Genomic DNA, 19,419 nt, shown 5'->3' on the forward strand with positions numbered 1-19,419 from the left:
CCGGGTGGGCGTCGGGATCGTCCGAACCGGCGCCCACCCGCCCACCTGCCGGTCGGGACCACACGTCCCGGCCGGCTCCACCCATCGGACCCGACCGAGCCGAGGAGCCGCATGCCGACCCGTACCGCCCAGTTCACGACGATCGAGAACGACCCGCGCCCGTACGCCTGGGGGACGATCGACGGCGTCGCGCGCGTCCTCGGCCTGCCCGGCAGCGGCGGCCCGGAAGCCGAGCTCTGGCTCGGATCGCACCCGTCGTCGCCGAGTCGCGCGGCGGAGCCGTCGGACTGGGCCGACCTCGCCGAATGGGAGACCGGCACGGGGCGTCGGCTGCCGTTCCTCCTCAAGGTGCTGTGCGCCGACTCCCCGCTCTCGTTGCAGGCGCATCCGACGCCCGAGCAGGCGCGGGCGGGGTACGACCGGGAGGACGCCCTCGGCGTCCCGCTGGACGCATCCGACCGCAACTACCGCGATCGGAACGCGAAGCCGGAGCTCATCGTCGCCCTGTCCGACGGGTTCGAGGCGCTGTGCGGCTTCCGGCCCGTCCCCGAGACGCTCGCGGCGATCGACCTGCTCGGCGCGGTCGACCCGCTCGCCCCGATCGGCCTGCCCGGCGCGACGGCCGGGGCGGGCGAGGCTGCGCGCCTGCGGTGGCGCGAGCTCCTCGCCGGGCCCGACGGCGTGCGTCGCTCGCTCGAGTGGCTGCTGTCGGGCGACCCCGAGGTGACCGCCCTCGTCGCCTCGGTGACCGCGGCCGCGGCGGCCGACCCCGAGCGGTTCGAGCTGGCGAACCGCCTCGCTGCGGCGTACCCCGGCGACCCGGGCATCCTCGTCGCCCTGATGCTCAACCACGTCACCTTGCGGGCGGGCGAGTCGCTCTGGCTGCCCGCCGGGAACATCCACGCCTACCTCCGCGGCGACGGCGTCGAGCTCATGGGGCCGAGCGACAACGTGCTGCGCGGCGGCCTGACGCCCAAGCACGTCGACACGGCCGAACTGGCTCGGGTGCTCGACTTCGGCACCGGTCCGGCGTCGAAGCTCGTCCCGGTCGACCTCGCCCCGGGTGTGGTGAGCTACCGCCCGCGCGCGGTCCCCTCGGGTCGTGGCGTCCCATTCGAGCTCATCGCCGTGGGCGGCGACGCCGTGCTCGACCTGCCGGGTGCGGCGATCGCGGTCGTCACCGACGGTGCGTTCGCCCTGTCATCGGATGGCTCGTCGATCGACGTCCCGCGGGGCCGGGCGGTCTTCGTCGCCGACGCCGGCCGCGTGCGGGTCAGCGGGGCGGGGCGCCTCTTCGTCGCGACCGCGCCGGGAGCGCCTACGAACTGAGCGGGGGCGTCCTGGGGGTGGGGGCGCGCAGCGTGCCCGCCATCTCGAGGTCGGGGCGGTCGTGGATGGTGAGCGTGCCGGCCAGGTCGATGTCGGCCCGGGTGCCGCTCACGCCCGCACGGGCGAGCAGGACGGCGCCGATCGCAGTGCTCCAGAACGTGCGGATCTCGACGGGCAGCGAGCGTTCGGTCACCCAGCCGCGGGCCGCGGCGAGCTCGCGGACGTAGCGTTCCGAGTGGCGGAACAGCAGTTGCATGTGCCCGTCGATCGTCTCCCCGACCTGGGGCTTGGCGCTCTCGCTGGCGAGCACGCGGGCGACGACGGGAAGCGCGGGCATCGACAGGATGGCTCGGGCGATGTTTCGCCGGAACACGGCCGCGCTGGGCGCTCGACGCCCGACCTGCTCGACGCGGGCGGCGTCGTACAGCAGGCCCAGGAACGCCGCATCGACGAGCAGGGCCTGCTTCGACCCGAAGTGGTAGGTGATCTGGTTGGGGAAGACGCCGGCCGCGCGGGCGATGTCGGCGACGCTCGGGTCGGGGCTGCGTGCATCGACCGTGAGCCGCGAGGTCGTCACGAGGATGTGGTTGCGCGTGGATCGGCCGCCCCGCTCGGAACGGTCGGATGCGTCGGCGGATCGTCCCCGTTCCTCTCCCACGGGTCGATTGTATGTGATACAAAAGTCGCACGTTGTATCGCATACAACTCGCAGGGGGGCAGGCATGCACACGCTGACCGAGGTCGTCGTCACCGGGATCGGGGCGGTCACGCCGCTCGGTCGCGACGTCGCATCCACCTGGGCCGCCCTGCTCGCGGCGGAGTCGGGCATCCGCGGCGACGTGCTCGACCACGCCGAGGCCGCCGACGTACCCGCGACGCCCGCCGGCATCATGGACGTCGACCCCGCCGAACTGCTCACCGTCGTCGAAGCCAAGCGCCTCGACCGCTCGCAGCAGGCCGCGCTCGCCGCCGCCCGGGAGGCGTGGCTCGACGCGGGCTCCCCCGAGGCCGACCCCGAGCGATTCGCGACCGCCGTCGGCACCGGCGTCGGCGGCCTGCTCACCCTCCTCAGGGAGGACAAGTCGTTGCAGGCGATCGGCCTGCGCCGGGTGTCCCCGCGCGCCGTGCCCCTGCTCATGCCGAACGCGGCGGCCGCGGTGGTCGGCATCGAGTTCGGCGCGCGCGCCGGCACGTACACGCCGGTCTCCGCGTGCTCGTCGGGCGCCGAGGCGATCGCCCACGGCGCGCGGCTCATCCGCGCCGGCGAGGCCGACATCGTCATCGCCGGCGGCACCGAGGCGGCGATCAGCCCGATCACGGTCGCCGGCTTCATGCAGGCGCGGGCCCTCTCCCGGTTCGAGGGCGACCCCGCCAGCGCCTCCCGGCCGTTCTCCGTCGATCGCGACGGGTTCGTGCTCGGCGAGGGCGCCGGCATGCTCGTGCTCGAACGCGGCGACCTCGCCCGGGCGCGCGGCGCCCGCATCCACGCCGTGCTCGCCGGTGCCGGCATCGCCGCCGACGCCCACCACCTCACCGCACCCGCTCCCGACGGCGCCGGCCAGATCTCGGCCATGCGCAAGGCGCTCGCCCAGGCCGGCTTCCTGCCGGAGCAGGTCGGGCACGTCAACGCCCACGCGACCGGCACCCCGGTCGGCGACGTCGCCGAGGCGCGCGCCGTGCGGGAGGTCTTCGGGCGCACGACCGTCACGGCCCCGAAGGCGGCGCTCGGGCACCTGTTCGGTGCGGCCGGCGCGGTCGAGGCGATCACCGCGGTGCTCGCCGTCGAGCAGGGCGTCGTGCCGCCCACCCGCAACCTGACGGGCGAGACGATCGACCCCGAGGTCGACCTCGACGTCGCGCTCGAGCGTCGCGACCTCGAGCAGGAGGCGGTCGTGAGCAACTCGTTCGGCTTCGGCGGGCAGAACGTCTCGCTCGTGTTCGCGCACGCCTGACGAGGCATCCGCGCCGCACCCGTTCGGTGGTCGAGCCTGTCGAGGCCACGGATTCCCGTTCGGTGGTCGAGCCTGTCGAGGCCACGCAGCACCGGTGGTTTCGACGAGCTCAACCACCTACGGGTCGCAACGCGTCGGCAACCTCGACGGGCGTAGCGTCGAACGCAGAAGGCCGGCATCCGGCCGGCCCGATCGAAGGAGGCATTCGATGGGCGCCACCATGCGCGCTGCCGTGGTCACGGAGCTCGGCGCGCCGCTCGTCATCCAGGACGTCCCGATCCCCGAGCCCGGGCACGGGCAGGCCCTCGTGAAGCTGATCACGTCGGGCGTCTGCCACACCGACCTGCACGCCGCGCGCGGCGACTGGCCGGTCGCGCCGAAGCCCGACCTCATCCCCGGGCACGAGGGGTACGGCGAGGTCGTCGCCGTCGGCCCCGGCGTGACCGAGCTGGCCGTCGGCGACAAGGTCGGCAACGCCTGGCTGTGGTCGGCCTGCGGCAGCTGCGAGTACTGCCGTACCGGCTGGGAGACGCTCTGCCCGAACCAGAAGAACGGCGGCTACTTCGTCGACGGCAGCTTCGGCGAGTACATGCTCGTCGACGAGCGATTCGCGGCACGCATCCCCGACGGGGTCGACCCGGTGGAGGTCGCGCCCATCCTGTGCGCCGGCGTCACCGTCTACAAGGGCCTCAAGGAGACCGAGGTGCGCCCGGGTCAGTGGGTCGTCATCTCCGGCATCGGCGGCCTCGGCCACGTGGCCGTGCAGTACGCGATCGCGATGGGCATGCGGGTCGCCGCCGTCGACATCGACGACGCCAAGCTGGCCCTCGCGAAGAAGCACGGCGCCGAGGTGGTCGTGAACGCGGCGACCGAGGATCCGATCGCGGCCGTCCAGGAGCAGACCGGCGGCGCGCACGGCGTGCTCGTCACCGCGGTGCACACCGAGGCGTTCGGGCAGGCGGTCGGGATGGCCCGCCGCGGCGGCACGGTCGTGTTCGTCGGGCTTCCGCCCGGAGAGTTCCCGGCGTCGATCTTCGACGTGGTGCTCCGCCGGATCACCATCCGCGGCTCGATCGTCGGGACCCGGCAGGACCTCGCCGAGGCGATCGACTTCTACGCGCGCGGGCTCATCCACCCGACGGTCTCGTCGGTCGAGACGCTCGACGACATCAACGACATCTTCGAGCGGCTCGAGCAGGGCAAGGTCGAGGGGCGCATCGTCCTGCAGTACTGAGTTCCGCGGCGAGGCGGCGGCGCGGCAGGGCCCGCGCGGCCGCCGCGGCCGCCGCGGCCTAGCATCGGGGGATGGACGACCGAGCGGATGCCCCGGCCCGCGTCGCGGCGCTCGTCGCCGACGCCGTCGCACGGCTCAGGGCGGCGGGGGCGCGCGAGGAGGCGTGGGCCGAGTACGTTCCCGCGCGCCGGGTGCTCGGCCTGCCGCGGGCGGCGCGGATGACTCCCCGCGGGCGGGTCTGGCGGCTGGGCGTGCTGCTCGTCACCACCGACGGCGCGCTCCTCGCGACGGGCCGCGTGGTCCGCGCGCAGCGCGAGGTGCGCAGGAGCGTCACGGCGAACTCGGTCGCGGTCGAGCGGGCGTTCAAGGCGGCGGCCGTGCGCGGCGGCTACCACGAGGACGAGACCGTGAACTTCGGCGCGGTGCCCGTCGACCTCGACGAACTGGCGGCGCACGGGGCATCCGGCCCGCTGGTCGTCGGCGACGACGGGGTGCTGCGCGTGCGCTGGAGCCCGACCGACCCCGGCGCGCTCGCCGACCTCGCGGGCTACCTGGCCGAACGCGTCGACCTGCTGGCGCATCCGCCCGGCGGCGCATGAGCCGGTGCGCCTCTTGCAAGGCGTGCTGAAAATTCTTTCAATCAAGGCAACTTGTTGCTAATGTCGGACGCGTCATCCCGCGCGGCCGAGACGCCGCCGTACCTCGGCCGCGCGTCCGGTTCCGGCGCGCCCACACGAAGGAACGCCGCCCATGCCCCAGCGACTCCACGCCCAGCCCCACCACGACGGCTCCGAGCTCTACGCCCCCACCCGCGGGGTCGCGCTCGGCGACCGGCACCTCGTGCGGGTGCGCGTGCCCGACGAGTACGCACCGGTCGTCTCGGTCGCCGTCCGCGTGGTCGCCGACGCCGAGCCCCGGTTCCACCCGCTCGCGGCCACGACCTGGTTCCCCGAGGGCGACCGCGGCGCCACGTGGTGGGAGGGGGCCTTCGAGATCGCGAACCCTGTCGCCGGCTACCGGTTCCTGCTGAACCACGCCGACGGCACGTCGGCCTGGCTCACCGGCGACGGGCTCGACCGGCTCGAGCCCGTCGACGCCCGCGACTTCCGCGTCGCGACCTACGCTCCGCCGCCCGCCTGGGCCGGTGAGCAGGTCATGTACCAGGTCTTCCCCGACCGGTTCGCCCGGTCCGCCGCAGCCGACGACCGCGAGCACCCCGAGTGGGCGCGGCCGGCGGGCTGGGGCGACGAGGTCGTCTCCAGCGGGCCCGACACCCCGCGCCAGCTCTTCGGCGGCGACCTCGACGGCATCGCCGAGCGCCTCGACCACCTCGAGCGCCTCGGCGTCACCCTCCTCTACCTGACGCCGTTCTTCCCCGCGCGGTCCAACCACCGCTACGACGCCTCGAGCTTCGACCGCGTCGACCCGGTGCTCGGCGGCGACGCCGCGCTCATCCGCCTCGTCGAGGCCGCCCACGCCCGGGGCATCCGCGTCATCGGCGACCTCACCACCAACCACACCGGCGACGGGCACGAGTGGTTCGCGTCGGCGCTCGGCGACCCCGACGCGGCCGAGTCCGACTTCTACGTCTGGACCGACGACGCCCACACCGAGTACGTCGCCTGGTACGGCGTGCCCTCGCTGCCGAAGCTCGACTGGAACTCCCGCGACCTCCGCCGGCGCTTCATCGAGGGGCCCGACAGCGTCGTCGCCAAGTGGCTGCTGCCGCCCTACGGGCTCGACGGCTGGCGCATCGACGTCGCGAACATGACCGGCCGCCTCGGCGCCGACGACCTCAACCGCGAGGTGCAGCGCACCGTGCGCCGCACGATGGACGAGGTCGCACCCGGCCGCGTGCTCTACGCGGAGTCGACGAACGACGCCGCGCGCGACTTCGACGGCGAGGGCTGGCACGCGCCGATGAGCTACTCGGCCTTCACCCGCCCCGTGTGGCAGTGGCTGCGCCGGCCCGCGCCGGGCGCGCCGCACCACTTCGGCATCCCGTTCGCGCAGGAGCCGGCGTACACCGCCGAGGACCTGGTGGCGAGCTACCGCCGGTTCACCGCGCCGTACCCGTGGGCGGTGCGCGAGCTCGCGATGAACGCGATCGACACGCACGACACCCCGCGCTTCGCCGAGCGCGCCGACGACCGGGCGCAGCTCGTGGCGGCCGGGCTCTCCATGGCGCTGCCGGGCACGCCCGTGGTGTTCGCGGGCGACGAGTTCGGGCTGCGCGGCGTGAACGGCGAGGACGCGCGCACGCCCCTGCCGTGGGACGCGGCACCGCGCCTCGCCGACGAGTACGGGCGGCTGGCGCGGTTCCGTCGCGACTCGGCGGCCGTGCAGCGGGGCGGCCTGCGCTGGCTGCACGCCGACGACGACGCGCTCGTGTTCGTGCGCGAACTCGCCGACGAGTCGGTGCTCGTCTTCGCGACCCGGGCGGCGACGGAGGTGCGGCTGCCGTTCGGCGCGGTGCGCGGCGTCGAGCGGGCGGGCGCGGCCGGCGTCGGCTTCGGCGATGCCGCGCTCGAGATGGGCGGCGACGGGTTCGCGGTCACCGCGAGCGGGCCCGCGTTCGCGATGTGGTCGCTGCCGGTGCGGCGGGCGGATGCCTCGAGCCGGGCGGATGCCACGGGCCGAGCGGATGCCACGCGCAGCGCGGCGGCGTCGGACGGCGGCGGACGCCCGTCGGTGACGCCGGCGCCCGCACCGGTGCTGGAACCGGCCGATGCGTGACCTCGCCGGCTACGACGCCTTCACCGATCGGCTGGTGACCGCGTTCGGCGCGGACCCGGACGCGCAGGGGCTCGTGCTCCTCGGCTCGACCGCCGCGGCCGACCGCCGCGATCGCTGGTCGGACCACGACGTCTTCGCCATCGTGCGCGAGGGCTGCGGCGCGGCGGCGCGGGCCCGCCTCGGCTGGCTGCCCGACGCCGAGCGGATCGTGCTCGTCGCCCGCGAGGGCAGGATCGGCTTCTCGGTGCTCTACGACGACGGTCACCTGGTGGAGTTCGCCCTGTCGACGCTCGACGAGCTCGCCGGCGCGGGCGTCGACGCACACGAGGTCGCGTTCGGCGACGCCGGCGTGCGCGAGTTCGTCGCCGAGGCGCACGCCCGCTCGGCGGCGGCGCCGGCGTCGGTCGACGCCGTGAACGAGGCGGGGCTGGCGTTCGTGAAGCTCCTCGTCGGCTTCGGCCGGGCGCGTCGCGGCGAGCGGATCGTCGCCGGGCAGTTCGTGCGCGGCTACGCGGTCACGCACCTGCTGCACGCGGCGCGAGCGAGGCTCGACCCGCCGGGCGGCGGAAGCCGCGACCCGCTCGATCCCGCTCGGCGGTTCGACGCGGACCATCCGGCGTTCGCCGCCAGGCTCGACCGTGCCCTCGACGGGCCGGTGGAGCTGGCGGCGCTCGAGGTCGCCCGGCTCGTACGGGAGACGCTCGAGCCCGGGTGGCCGGACTTCCCGGCGGCGGCGGCGGAAGCGGCGATCGCGATCCTGGCAGAGGCGGATGCGGAGGGCGACGCAGTGGGCCCACCCGGGGGCGACCCCGTGGTCGGCCCGACCCGTGTGGACGCGCTTGCATCCGCATCCGATCGCTCCACGCGGACCGCCGGATGAAAGAGCTTGCAGTACCCGAATCGCGCGAGGCATCCGCTGGAATCCCGGTCGTCACTGAGGCCGACCTCGTCGACGGCCTCGAGCGCCTCGGCGTCGTTCCCGGCGACGTCCTCCTGGTGCACGCGTCCCTGTCGTCGTTCGGCTTCGTGTCGGGCGGCGAACAGGCGGTGATCGCCGCGCTGCGCAGGGCGGTCGGGGTGTTCGGCACGGTGGCGATGCCGTCGCAGAGCTGGCAGCTCTGCGACCCCGACTTCCTCGACGACCCGGCGCTCGACGCCGGGGCGAGGGCCCGCGTGCGCGCCTCGCTGCCGCCCTATGATCCGGTGCGCACGCCGAGCCGGTCGATGGGGGCGATCGCCGAGCTGTTCCGCACCGAGCCCGGGGCCGTGCGGAGCCCGCATCCGCACCGGTCCTTCGCGGCCGCGGGCGTCGAGGCGAGCGGCCTGATGCGGCGGCACGACCCCGACGACCCCTTCGGCGAGACGTCCCCGCTCGCGCGGCTCTACGACGCCGATGCCCGGATCGTGCTGCTCGGGGTCGGCTTCGACCGCTGCACGAGCCTGCACCTCGCGGAGGGGCGGTCGGCGGGAGCCTCCGGGCGTGCGCGGGTGCGGAACGGCGCTCCGGTCGTCGACGCCGGGGAGCGGCGGTGGGCCACGTGGGACGAACCGGTCGTCGAGGACGACGACTTCGCCGCGATCGGCGGCGCGTTCGAGGCATCCGGTGCGGTGCGCTCCACGCGGATCGGGTCGGCCGCATGCCGGGCGATGTCGATGCGGGCGCTCGTCGACTTCGCGGGCACACGGATGACGCGTCCATTCAATTGTTGAAAGCGATTGCAAATCGCGCAAGACTCTGCGACGATGCTTTCACCGCAGCGAGGCGCGCGTGATCCGGTCCAGACTGGAAGCGCTTGCGACGCAGCGGCCTGACAATCACGTAGAAAGGCAGCACCAATGAAGGTGAACCGCACAGCAGCGACGGCGATCGTCGCCGGCGGCCTGGTCCTCGCGACCGCGCTGACCGGGTGCGCGAACGGCGGGTCGGACAGCACCGACGAATCCGCCGGCACGCTCACGGTCTGGGTCGACTCGAACCGCTCCGACGAGCTCAAGGACATCGCCGCGCAGTTCGAGGCCGACAAGGGCATCCACGTGAAGCTCGTGCAGAAGGAATACGGCGACGTGATGAAGGAGGACTTCGTCAAGCAGGTGCCGACCGGCAAGGGGCCCGACGTCATCATCGGCGGCCACGACTGGCTCGGCCTGTTCGTGCAGAACGGCGTCGTCGCGCCGCTCGAGCTCGGCGACGCCGCGGCCGACTACTCCGAGGTCGCCATCCGCGCCATGAGCTACGAGGGCACCACCTACGGCCTGCCCGTCTCGATCGAGAACATCGCGCTCGTGCGGAACACGGCGCTCGCCGACTCGACCCCCGCCACGTGGGACGAGGTGATCGCGGCCGGCCAGGCCGTCGTCGCCGAGGGCCGCGCGCAGTACCCCGTGATCGTGCCGTCGGGGCCGGAGTCCGACCCGTACCACCTCTACCCGCTGCAGACCTCGTACGGCGCCCCGCTGTTCGGCACCAACCCCGACGGCAGCTACAACCCCGACGAGCTGCTCATCGGCAGCGAGGGCGGCAACGAGTTCGCCGCCAAGCTCGTGGAGTGGGGCGCCGAGGGCGTGCTGAACACGAACATCACGGGCGACATCGCCCGCGACGAATTCGCCGCCGGCAAGTCGCCGTACATGCTGTCGGGCCCGTGGAACCTGCCCGCCTTCCAGGAGGCCGGCATCGACTACGCGATCGAGCCGATCCCGCCGGCGGGCCCCGAGGCGCCGACCCCGTTCGTCGGCGTCCAGGGCTTCTTCGTGAGCGCGAAGAGCGCGAACCCCCTCGCCGCGAACGAGTTCGTCGTGAACTACCTCGGCACCGAGGAGGTGCAGCTCGCGCTGTACGAGGCGGGTGGCCGCCCGCCGGCACTGACCTCGGCGTTCGAGATCGCCTCCGCCGAGAACCCCGACGTCGGCGCGTTCGGCGAGGTCGGCATCACGGGCGTGCCGATGCCGAGCATCCCCGAGATGGGCGCCGTGTGGAACTACTGGGGCGCCACCGAGGCGGCGCTGGTGAACAACACCGCCGGTGACCCGACCGAGGCCTGGCAGGCGATGGCCGCCAAGATCCAGGCCGACATCGCCGGCTGACCGACCCCGGGCCGGGGTGCGCGCCCTTCGCGCCCCGGCCCGGAACCCCGGCCGGGGCATCCTCGCCCGGGGCATCCTCGCCCCGAAGCATCCCTGCCGACCGCCTCCCGCACGACCCGCCCTCGCCCTCACCGGAGCCTCGCATGACCACCACCGCCCCCAGCCCGACCGCCGGCGACGCGGCACCGCCCCCGGCCCGACCGCCCCGCGGCCGCGGCCCGCTCCGGTTCTCGAGCGCGCCGTCGGTCGGTGCGATCCTGATCAAGGTCGTCTCCCTCGGCCTGCTCGACGCCCTGGTGCTGTACGCCGTGATCGTGCTCGTGATGCACGGCGACTGGGTCACCGCGAGCGCCGCGCTCCTCGGCGCCGCCGTCATCAACTGGATCTACCTGCGACGCGGCCTCCTCCCTGCGAAGTACCTCGCCCCCGCCACCGTCTTCCTCGTGATCTTCCAGCTCTACGTCATCGTGTACAGCGGCTACATCGCGTTCACGAACTACGGCGACGGCCACGTCGGCGACAAGGACGACGCGATCGCGGTGCTCATCAGCAAGTCGCTCACCCGGGTGCCCGACTCGCCCGGCTACGACATGGTCGTCGTCGAGCGGCTCGGCGAGCTCTCCTTCCTCGTCACCGACGATGAGGGCCAGGCGCTCATCGGCAACGAGCTCCGACCGCTCGAGCCGGCCGACGGCGCCGAGTTCGAAGGCGGCAGGGCCGTCGCCCTCGACGGCTACACGACGCTCGACTTCACGCAGATGATCGCCGACCAGAAGCAGATCGCCGCGATGAGCGTGCCGCTCACCGACGACCTCGACGACGGCGCGCTGCGCACCCAGGACGGCGCCACCGCGTTCGCGTACGCCGCGACGATGCGGTACGACGAGGCGACCGACTCGTTCGTCGACCTCGAGACGGGAACCGTCTACGCCGACACCGGCAACGGCGCGTTCACCTCGGCCGACGGCGACGAGCTGATGCCGGGCTGGAAGATCGAGGTCGGCTTCGAGAACTTCGTGCGCGCCTTCACCGACGAGTCGATCCGAGGGCCGCTCGTCGGCGTCATCATCTGGACATTCGTGTTCGCCGGCGTCACGGTCGCCGCGACCTTCGCCCTCGGCGTGTTCCTCGCCATCATGCTCGACGATCGAAGGCTGCGGTTCCGCCGCACCTTCCGGGTGCTGATCATCCTGCCGTACGCCTTCCCGGCGTTCCTGTCGGCCCTCATCTGGAGCGGCCTGCTCAATCCGCAGTTCGGCTTCATCAACCAGGTGCTCCTCGGCGGCGCCGAGATCCCCTGGCTCACCGACCCGTTCCTCGCGAAGGTCAGCGTGCTCTGGGTGAACCTGTGGCTCACCTACCCCTACCTCTTCCTCGTCGCGACGGGCGCCCTCCAGGCGATCCCCGAGGAGTACATCGAGGCGGCCCGCGTCGACGGCGCCGGCGCCTGGACGGTGTTCCGCCGGGTGAAGCTGCCGCTGCTGATGGTCACGATGGCGCCGCTGCTCATCGCCACGTTCGCGTACAACTTCAACAACTTCAACGTGATCTACCTGCTCACCGAGGGCGGCCCGCAGGACATCTCGACCGAGATGAACGTCGGCGCCACCGACATCCTGATCACCCTCGTCTACAAGGTCGCCTTCGGCGAGACCAGCGGGCGCGACTACGGCCTCGCCAGCGCCTTCTCGATCATCATCTTCATCCTCGTCGCGACGATCTCGCTGATCAGCTTCCGACGCACCAAGGCCCTGGAGGACCTGCACTGATGGTTGCCGACACCCGCACCTCCCACTCCCCGGCCGTGAACCCGCGTCGGGAGCGAACGGATGCCCCGGCCGGGCGCGGTCCGTCGGCCCGGCGCCGCACGACCCTCGAACTCACCGGCAAGTACGTCGTCGCCGTCGTCGCGAGCGTCATCGCGGTGTTCCCGATCCTGTACATCGTGTCGGCCTCGTTCAACCCGAACGGCAGCCTCGTCGGATCGAACTCCCTGTTCGCGTCGTTCGACCTCGGCAACTACGTCGAGCTGTTCACGAGCCCCGCCCAGCCCTACGCCGCGTGGTTCGTGAACACCCTCGTGATCGGCATCGTCTCGTCGTTCGGCACCGTGCTGCTCGGCGCGCTCGCGGCGTACGCGTTCTCGCGGATGCGGTTCTCGGGTCGCCGGCTCGGACTCATCACGATCCTGCTCGTGCAGATGTTCCCGCAGTTGCTCGCAGTCGTCGCGATCTTCCTGCTCATGACCGCGATCGGCGACATCTTCCCCGCGATCGGGCTCGACACGCAGCTCGGCCTGATCCTCGTGTACCTGGGCGGGGCGCTGGGCGTGAACACCTACCTCATGTACGGGTTCTTCAACACGGTGCCGTCCTCGATCGACGAGGCGGCGAAGCTCGACGGCGCGAGCCACGCCCGCATCTTCTTCACGATCATCCTTCGGCTCGCCGCCCCGATCCTGGCGGTGGTCGGGCTCATCTCCTTCATCGGCACGGTGAGCGAGTTCGTGGTCGCGAGCGTGATCCTCACCGACCCGGCGAAGCAGACGCTCGCCGTCGGCCTGTTCCAGTTCGTGTCGCAGGAGACGTCGTCGAACTGGCCGGTGTTCGCGGCCGGCGCGGTGCTCGCGGCGCTGCCGGTGGTCGTGCTGTTCTTCCTGCTGCAGAAGTACATCGTCGGCGGCCTCACCGCGGGTGCGGTCAAGTAGCCGGGCGGCCCCGCCGACCGCCCCGCCGCCGGCCGCGGCGAGCGGCGGGGCCGCGGCCGCCCGCGATGCTAGCCTTGCGCGCATGAGTGCGAGGCTGGCCGACATCGCGGCGCACGCGGGGGTCAGCGAGGCGACCGTGAGCCGCGTGCTCAACGACAAGCCGGGCGTCGCGACCGACAAGCGCCAGGCCGTGCTGACCGCGCTCGACCTGCTCGGCTACGAGCGCCCGGCTCGCCTGCGCCGCCGCACCGGCCGCCCGGTCGGCATCATCCTGCCCGAGCTCGGCAACCCGATCTACCCGGCGTTCGCACAGGCCCTCGGCCCGAACTTCGCCCGCCGCGGCTTCACCCCGCTCATCGGCACGCAGAGCGACGGCGGCGTCCACGAGGACGAGTACATCGAGATGTTCGTCGAGGCCGGTGCGAACGGCATCGTCTTCGTGTCGGGCCGGCACGCCGACAGCACCTTCCCGGTGACCCGGTACCGGCAGCTCCGCGAGATGGGGCTCAAGGTCGGGTTCGTGAACGGCACCCGCACCGGCGTCGACGCCCCGTTCTTCGCGATCGACGACCTCGGCGCGATGGCGCTCGCGGTGCGGCACCTCGTCTCGCTCGGACACCGCCGCATCGGACTGGCCGACGGGCCCGAGGCGTTCGTGCCCGCGCAGCGCAAGGCGGCCGGCTTCCGCGACGCGATCGCCGAGCTGGTCGGCACGGATGCCCCGGTGCTGATCGAGCACACCCTCGCCTCCGACGACGGCGGACTGTCGGCCGCTCGGGCGCTGCTCGCGGAGGGGTGCACCGCCATCGTGTGCGCGAGCGACCTCATCGCCGTGGGCGTGCTCGCCGAGGCGCGTCGCCAGGGCATCCGCGTGCCCGAGGACCTGTCGGTCGTCGGCTTCGACGACTCGACGCTCGCCCGGCACTCCTGGCCGCCGCTCACGACGATCCGCCAGCCCGTCAACACGATGGGCATCGCGATCGCCGACGCGTTCGTGGGCGAGATGAACGACGTGCACGCGTCGCGCACCGAGTACCTCTTCCAGCCCGAGCTCGTCGTGCGCGAGTCGACCGGGCCGGCGCCCACGGCCGGCTGACCGCGGTCGCGTCCCGCGCCCGGCCGGGGTGCGGCTCAGTCGACCGCGCCCTCGGCGCCGACGATGCCGAGCGGCGCCTGGATCCGGTCGGACTCGGTTCCGGCGCGCAGCTCGCCCGTCGCGTCGCGCTGCGGGCCGGGGGATGCTTCGTGCCCGCCCGCTGCCGGCCCCTCGGCGGCGTCCGCCGTCGCCGCCCGCTCCGCGGGCTCGTAGCCCTCCTCGCGGAGCCGGTCGCGTGCCTCGTGCTCGACGAGCACCGGCACGAAGTCGCGGATCGGGTTGCCGTCGAGCCGGTGCCGCTCCTCGTCGACGACGTGCTCGACCTCGTCGCGCGAGGCCCCGGGGAAGCGTTCGGCGACCCGGTCGACGACCTGCTCCACGAGCTCGTCCTCGCCTGCCTGCTGGTCCCGGTCGATCGGATCGGTGCTCATCCGCCCAGTGTCCGCCGCCGCGTGCGGCGCGCGCCAGCCCCGCTCGGCGACGTGCGGGTGAACGGACGGTGACGGATGCCCCGCCCCGCGCCGGTGCCGGCCCCCGGCCCGCGTCGCTCAGAACCCGAAGTCGGTGATGACCGGCAGGCTGCCGGCCTCGAGGAGCTCGAGCACGTGCCGTTCGTGGTGCACCGTGTGCTCGGGCAGCTCGCGTAGGTCGAACCACTCGAGCGCGTCGGCGGTGCCGTCGGACGGTCGCGGCTCGCCCTCCCAGTCGACGGCCTGGAAGTAGAAGTCGACCCGTTGCTCGGGCGCGCGGTCGACCGGGCCGGGCCCGCGCCGGTGCACCGTCGTCAGCGGGCGGAGCCGCCCCACGGCGACCCCGAGCTCCTCGGCGGTCTCGCGAACGGCGGCGTCGTACGCCGACTCACCCGGCTCGACGTGGCCGGCGGCCGACGCCGCCCACCAGCCGTCGTAGTAGTCGGTGCCGCACCGCCGCTGCAGCAGCACCCGGTCGCCCGACGTGAGGAACACGTGGGCGGCCGGGATGAGCGCGAACCCGCCGTGACGGGCGGCGTACGCGTCGGAGTACGACTGGCGCGGTTCCTCGTCCATGCAGGACAGTCTCGCAGGGCGGTCTCGAGACGGTCGCTGCGCGACCTCCTCGACCACCGGGGCGGGGGTTCTGGCGCGACCTCATCGACCGCCGGGAGCGGGGTCTCGAGACGGTCGCTGCGCGACCTCCTCGACCACCAGGTCAGAGGTGCGCTGCCGTCGTCGTTCGTCGGTTGGGGTATGCCGATTGCCCCTCAGCGTTGAGGGGCAATGGGCGTACGCGAACCGGGAATGCATCGCCCGCGGCCGGATACCGGATGCCGGAGCCAGAAGCCAGAAGCCAGGAGTCAGGAGGGATCGGCATCGGTGCGCGAGGGGCGCTCCTCGCTGACCTGGATCGACTCGAGGATCGAGTGCTGCAGCCCCTTCTGCCCGGTATGCAACTCCTGGTGGATCTCGAGTGAGCCCATGAGCGGGCCGAACGCCGCCCGCATCCGCCGACCGGGCTCGGCCCGCACGGCGCGCACCGTCATGCCGACGATCATCGCGAGCACGAACAGCGCGACGAGTGCGGCGAGCGCGAACTCCATCGTCAGGACTCCCATGTGCAGAAACGGCCGTGGGCGGCCGCGCACTGGGAGTGCGCCGGCCGCCCACGGTCATCCGTCATGCGGCGGGTCAGTACCCGACGATCGGCCCGAACGCGTCGGCGAGGGGAGCGCGGTTGAGGCCGCGCAGCTCGTCGACCGAGACGGTGAACACGTCCTGCACCTCGAGCGCGTTCGACGAGGCATCCGTCACGCCGATGCGGCGCACCGCGTAGCCCCGGCCCTCGCAGAGCCCGCGGAACTTCACGTCGTCCTCCCGCGGCACGGTCACGATGACGCGGCCGGTCGACTCGCTGAACAGCGCGGTCGAGACGTCGATGCCGGCGTCGCCGGTCACCTCGCCGAGGAACACGCGGGCGCCGACGCCGAAGCGCGACACCGCCTCGGCGAGGGCGATCGCGAGGCCGCCGTCGCTGAGGTCGTGCGCCGAGTCGATCAGGCCCTCGACCGCGGCCGAGTGCAGCAGCTCCGCGAGCACCTGCTCGCGGCCCAGGTCGACGGCCGGCGGCCGGCCGCCGAGGTGGCCGTGCACCACGCCCGCCCAGGCGGAGCCGTCGAGCTCGGCCCGGGTGTCGCCGAGGAGGTAGATGTTGTGGCCGTCGTCCTGCCAGCCGCTCGGCACGCGCCGGGCGACGTCGTCGATCACGCCGAGCACGGCGATCACGGGCGTCGGGTGGATCGGCACGTCGCCGGTCTGGTTGTAGAAGGAGACGTTGCCGCCCGTGACGGGGATGCCCAGCTCGAGGCATCCGTCGCTGAGGCCCTCGACGGTCTCGGAGAACTGCCACATGACCTCGGGGTTCTCGGGGGAGCCGAAGTTCAGGCAGTCGGAGACGCCGACGGGCACGGCGCCGGAGACGGCGACGTTGCGGTACGCCTCGGCGAGGGCGAGCTTCGCGCCCTCGCGCGGGTCGAGGTAGGAGTAGCGGCCGTTCGCATCGGTCGCGACGGCGACGCCCAGGCCGGATGCCTCGTCGACGCGGATCATGCCCGCGTCGTCGGGGTACGACAGGGCGGTGTTGCCGAGCACGTACTTGTCGTACTGGTTCGTGACCCAGGCCGCGTCGGCCTGGTTCGCCGAGCCGACGAGCTGCAGGAACTGCGCGCGGATCTCGTCGGGCGTGGCCGGGCGGTCGAGCTTCGCGGCGGTGTCCTCCTGGAGGGCGTCGATCCACGTCGGGTAGGCGACGGGGCGCTCGTAGACCGGGCCGTCGACGGCGACGGTGCGCGGGTCGACGTTCACGATCTCCTGCCCGCGCCACGTGATCGAGAGGCGGCCGGTGTCGGTGACCTCGCCGAGCACGCTGGTCTCGACGTCCCACTTCTTCACGACCTCGAGGAAGCCCTCGAGCTTCTCGGGCTTCACGATCGCCATCATGCGCTCCTGGCTCTCGCTCATGAGGATCTCCTCCGGCGTGAGCGAGGGGTCGCGCAGCAGCACGTCGTCGAGCACGATCGCCATGCCGCCGTCGCCGTTGGAGGCGAGCTCCGACGTCGCGCACGAGATGCCGGCCGCACCCAGGTCTTGGATGCCCTCGACGAGGTCGTGCTGGAAGAGCTCGAGGCAGCACTCGATGAGCACCTTCTCGGCGAACGGGTCGCCGACCTGCACCGCGGGGCGCTTGGTCGGGCCGCCCTCGGCGAACGTGTCGGAGGCGAGGATCGACGCGCCGCCGATGCCGTCGCCGCCGGTGCGGGCGCCGAAGAGCACGACCTTGTTGCCCTGGCCCTTGGCGTTCGCGAGGTGCAGGTCTTCGTGGCGGAGCACGCCGACCGCGAGGGCGTTGACGAGCGGGTTCGCCTGGTACACCGGGTCGAACCAGGTCTCGCCGCCGATGTTCGGCAGGCCGAGGCAGTTGCCGTAGAAGCTGATGCCGGCCACGACGCCGTGCACGACGCGGGCCGTGTCGGGGTGGTCGATGGCGCCGAAGCGCAGCGCGTCCATGACGGCGACCGGGCGCGCGCCCATCGAGATGATGTCGCGCACGATGCCGCCGACGCCGGTCGCGGCGCCCTGGAACGGCTCGATGTAGCTCGGGTGGTTGTGCGACTCGATCTTGAAGGTGACCGCCCAGCCCTCGCCGATGTCGAGCACGCCGGCGTTCTCGCCCATGCCGACCATGAGGTTCTTCTTCATGTCGGGCGTGACCTTCTTGCCGAACTGGCGGAGGTACACCTTGGACGACTTGTAGGAGCAGTGCTCGCTCCACATGACCGAGTACATCGCGAGCTCGGCGCTCGTGGGGCGGCGGCCGAGGATGTTGCGGATGCGCTCGTACTCGTCGGGCTTGAGGCCCAGCACGGCGTACGGCTGCTCCTTCTCGGGCGTGGCGGCGGCGACCTCGACGGTGTCGAGCACGGGCGTCGTCGGGGCGGCGATCGTCGCGGGCGCAGCGGTCGTGGCGGGGTTTTCGGTGGTCACGAGGGCGAGCTCCAAGAAGTGGCGGCGCACGGGTGCCGCGGGGCGGATGCCTGACCCGTCGAGTCTACCCGCCGTGCTCAGGTGAGCGGGCCGCGGCCGCCGCGGGCCCGGCCGGCCTCGCTCAGGCCTCCTTGCCGCCGGGCGGGCCGACGACGAGGAGCGCCGAGAACACGGCGATGACGCCGACGGCGGCGATGACCGTGAGCAGCACCGGGCGGGCGAGGAACCAGCGCAGGAGCCGGTTCACGACGTTCCCGTCGGCCGGGTGGTCGGATGCCTCGCGCCGCCACTCGCCCTCGAGGCGCCCGCGGCGGTGCATGACGACCTCGAACGGCACGGTCGCGTACGGCACGACGGCGGTGAGCACGCCGAGCGCGACGGTGCCGAGCGACCAGCGCTGGTTCACGCCGACGAGCACGACCGTCACGGCGTAGGAGAGGAACACGAAGCCGTGGATGGACCCCGCCACGGTGACGGCCCAGTCGAGCCCGGCCGCGTACTTGCCGATCATGCCGAGGAGGAGCAGCGTCCAGGTGATCGCCTCCGCGAACGCGACGGTGCGGAACAGGGCGTACGGCGTCCGGAACGGAGAGGTCACCCGCTCATCCTGCCCGAGCGGGGCTGGGAGGCCGCCCAGTTCCGGCGTCGACCCCCGCGATACCCTTGGCCGGTGGAGCAGACCCCAGCCGTCCAGGCCACCCGCGACCTCGTCGAGGCGCACATGGCGACCATCCCCGACTTCCCCGAGCCGGGCGTGCTGTTCCGCGACCTCACCCCCGTCTTCGCGAACGGGCCCGCGTTCCACGCGCTCGCCGAGGCGATCACGGTGCCCTTCGAGGGCCGGTTCGACGTGCTCGCCGGCGTCGAGGCGCGCGGCTTCCTGCTCGCCGCGGCGGCGTCGGTGCTGCGCGACGCGGGCGTGCTGCCGGTGCGCAAGGCGGGCAAGCTGCCGCGCAAGGTGCTCTCCGAGGAGTACGCCCTCGAGTACGGCACCGCCGCCCTCGAGGTGCACGAGGGCGAACTGCCGCCCGGCACCCGGGTGCTCATCGTCGACGATGTGCTCGCGACCGGCGGCACGGTCGGCGCGGCGGCGCGCCTGGTGGAGCGGGCCGGATGGCACGTCGCCGGCATCGCCGTGGCGGTCGAGCTGGTCGACCTCGGCGGGCGCGCGAAGCTCGCCGAGGAGCTCGGCGACGACCTCGAGGTCTACAGCCTGCTGCAGTACTGACCTTGCGGTCTCGATACGCGTCGTCGCTGCGCGGCGG

18 protein-coding genes are annotated in these 19,419 nt (G+C 73.0%); 12 read left to right on the plus strand and 6 right to left on the minus strand.

Annotated elements, in window-relative coordinates; all coding sequences use genetic code 11:
* Positions 1–111 precede the first annotated feature (111 nt).
* Entirely contained in the window at positions 112–1,329 is a 1,218-nt protein-coding gene (gene manA, locus ACGGZK_RS05740; protein WP_395245307.1) for a mannose-6-phosphate isomerase, class I, read from the plus strand.
* Here manA and ACGGZK_RS05745 read toward each other — a convergent pair.
* Positions 1,319–1,987, minus strand: coding sequence for a TetR/AcrR family transcriptional regulator C-terminal domain-containing protein (locus ACGGZK_RS05745; RefSeq protein WP_395245308.1), 669 nt, complete (start codon positions 1,985–1,987; stop codon positions 1,319–1,321). The two genes, manA and ACGGZK_RS05745, sit on opposite strands and share 11 nt — an antisense overlap.
* A gap of 64 nt (positions 1,988–2,051) precedes the next feature.
* Between ACGGZK_RS05745 and ACGGZK_RS05750 the strand changes: the two genes are divergently transcribed.
* From ACGGZK_RS05750 to ACGGZK_RS05795, 10 genes are all read left to right on the plus strand, one after another.
* Positions 2,052–3,281: a beta-ketoacyl-[acyl-carrier-protein] synthase family protein gene (locus ACGGZK_RS05750; protein WP_395245309.1), complete on the plus strand. Its 1,230-nt coding sequence runs from the start codon at positions 2,052–2,054 to the stop codon at positions 3,279–3,281.
* 208 nt (positions 3,282–3,489) lie between these two features.
* Positions 3,490–4,515, plus strand: a complete 1,026-nt coding sequence (gene adhP / locus ACGGZK_RS05755) for an alcohol dehydrogenase AdhP (protein WP_395245310.1) — start codon at positions 3,490–3,492, stop codon at positions 4,513–4,515.
* Between the two features lie 71 nt (positions 4,516–4,586).
* Complete coding sequence (locus tag ACGGZK_RS05760) at positions 4,587–5,114, plus strand: hypothetical protein (protein WP_395245311.1); 528 nt, start codon at positions 4,587–4,589, stop codon at positions 5,112–5,114.
* 151 nt (positions 5,115–5,265) lie between these two features.
* A complete protein-coding gene (locus ACGGZK_RS05765; protein ID WP_395245312.1) occupies positions 5,266–7,251 on the plus strand; it encodes a glycoside hydrolase family 13 protein in 1,986 nt (661 codons plus the stop codon).
* A complete protein-coding gene (locus tag ACGGZK_RS05770) occupies positions 7,244–8,131 on the plus strand; it encodes a hypothetical protein (protein ID WP_395245313.1) in 888 nt (295 codons plus the stop codon). The genes ACGGZK_RS05765 and ACGGZK_RS05770 overlap by 8 nt, the downstream gene beginning before the upstream one ends.
* Positions 8,128–8,961 carry an aminoglycoside N(3)-acetyltransferase gene (locus tag ACGGZK_RS05775; RefSeq protein WP_395245314.1) on the plus strand — a complete coding sequence of 278 codons (834 nt, stop codon included), beginning with the start codon at positions 8,128–8,130 and terminating at the stop codon, positions 8,959–8,961. Before ACGGZK_RS05770 ends, ACGGZK_RS05775 begins: the two co-directional genes overlap by 4 nt.
* A gap of 126 nt (positions 8,962–9,087) precedes the next feature.
* Complete coding sequence (locus ACGGZK_RS05780) at positions 9,088–10,335, plus strand: extracellular solute-binding protein (RefSeq protein WP_395245315.1); 1,248 nt, start codon at positions 9,088–9,090, stop codon at positions 10,333–10,335.
* Between the two features lie 143 nt (positions 10,336–10,478).
* Entirely contained in the window at positions 10,479–12,104 is a 1,626-nt protein-coding gene (locus ACGGZK_RS05785) for an ABC transporter permease subunit (protein WP_395245316.1), read from the plus strand.
* The gene (locus ACGGZK_RS05790; protein ID WP_395245317.1) at positions 12,104–13,042 is read left to right on the plus strand and encodes a sugar ABC transporter permease; all 939 of its coding nucleotides are present in this window, start codon (positions 12,104–12,106) and stop codon (positions 13,040–13,042) included. The genes ACGGZK_RS05785 and ACGGZK_RS05790 overlap by 1 nt, the downstream gene beginning before the upstream one ends.
* Positions 13,043–13,124: 82 nt before the next feature.
* Positions 13,125–14,138: a LacI family DNA-binding transcriptional regulator gene (locus ACGGZK_RS05795; protein WP_395245318.1), complete on the plus strand. Its 1,014-nt coding sequence runs from the start codon at positions 13,125–13,127 to the stop codon at positions 14,136–14,138.
* A 35-nt stretch (positions 14,139–14,173) separates the two neighbouring features.
* On the opposite strand, the gene ACGGZK_RS05800 is transcribed toward ACGGZK_RS05795, so the two are convergent.
* The 5 genes from ACGGZK_RS05800 to ACGGZK_RS05820 all read right to left on the minus strand — a co-directional run bounded on the left by ACGGZK_RS05800 (position 14,174) and on the right by ACGGZK_RS05820 (position 18,752).
* Positions 14,174–14,569 (minus strand): three-helix bundle dimerization domain-containing protein, encoded by a 396-nt coding sequence (locus ACGGZK_RS05800; protein WP_395245319.1) that lies wholly within the window; start codon positions 14,567–14,569, stop codon positions 14,174–14,176.
* A gap of 117 nt (positions 14,570–14,686) precedes the next feature.
* Positions 14,687–15,184: an NUDIX domain-containing protein gene (locus ACGGZK_RS05805; protein WP_395245320.1), complete on the minus strand. Its 498-nt coding sequence runs from the start codon at positions 15,182–15,184 to the stop codon at positions 14,687–14,689.
* A gap of 287 nt (positions 15,185–15,471) precedes the next feature.
* A complete protein-coding gene (locus tag ACGGZK_RS05810) occupies positions 15,472–15,714 on the minus strand; it encodes a hypothetical protein (RefSeq protein WP_395245321.1) in 243 nt (80 codons plus the stop codon).
* An 88-nt stretch (positions 15,715–15,802) separates the two neighbouring features.
* Complete coding sequence (purL, locus tag ACGGZK_RS05815; RefSeq protein ID WP_395246041.1) at positions 15,803–18,112, minus strand: phosphoribosylformylglycinamidine synthase subunit PurL; 2,310 nt, start codon at positions 18,110–18,112, stop codon at positions 15,803–15,805.
* A 163-nt stretch (positions 18,113–18,275) separates the two neighbouring features.
* Positions 18,276–18,752 carry a DUF3817 domain-containing protein gene (locus ACGGZK_RS05820; RefSeq protein WP_395245322.1) on the minus strand — a complete coding sequence of 159 codons (477 nt, stop codon included), beginning with the start codon at positions 18,750–18,752 and terminating at the stop codon, positions 18,276–18,278.
* Positions 18,753–18,824: 72 nt separating this feature from the next.
* Between ACGGZK_RS05820 and ACGGZK_RS05825 the strand changes: the two genes are divergently transcribed.
* Positions 18,825–19,382: an adenine phosphoribosyltransferase gene (locus ACGGZK_RS05825; RefSeq protein ID WP_395245323.1), complete on the plus strand. Its 558-nt coding sequence runs from the start codon at positions 18,825–18,827 to the stop codon at positions 19,380–19,382.
* The last annotated feature ends 37 nt before the right edge of the window (positions 19,383–19,419 follow it).

This window comes from Agromyces sp. MMS24-K17 (assembly GCF_043950245.1).
GTDB lineage: Bacteria > Actinomycetota > Actinomycetes > Actinomycetales > Microbacteriaceae > Agromyces.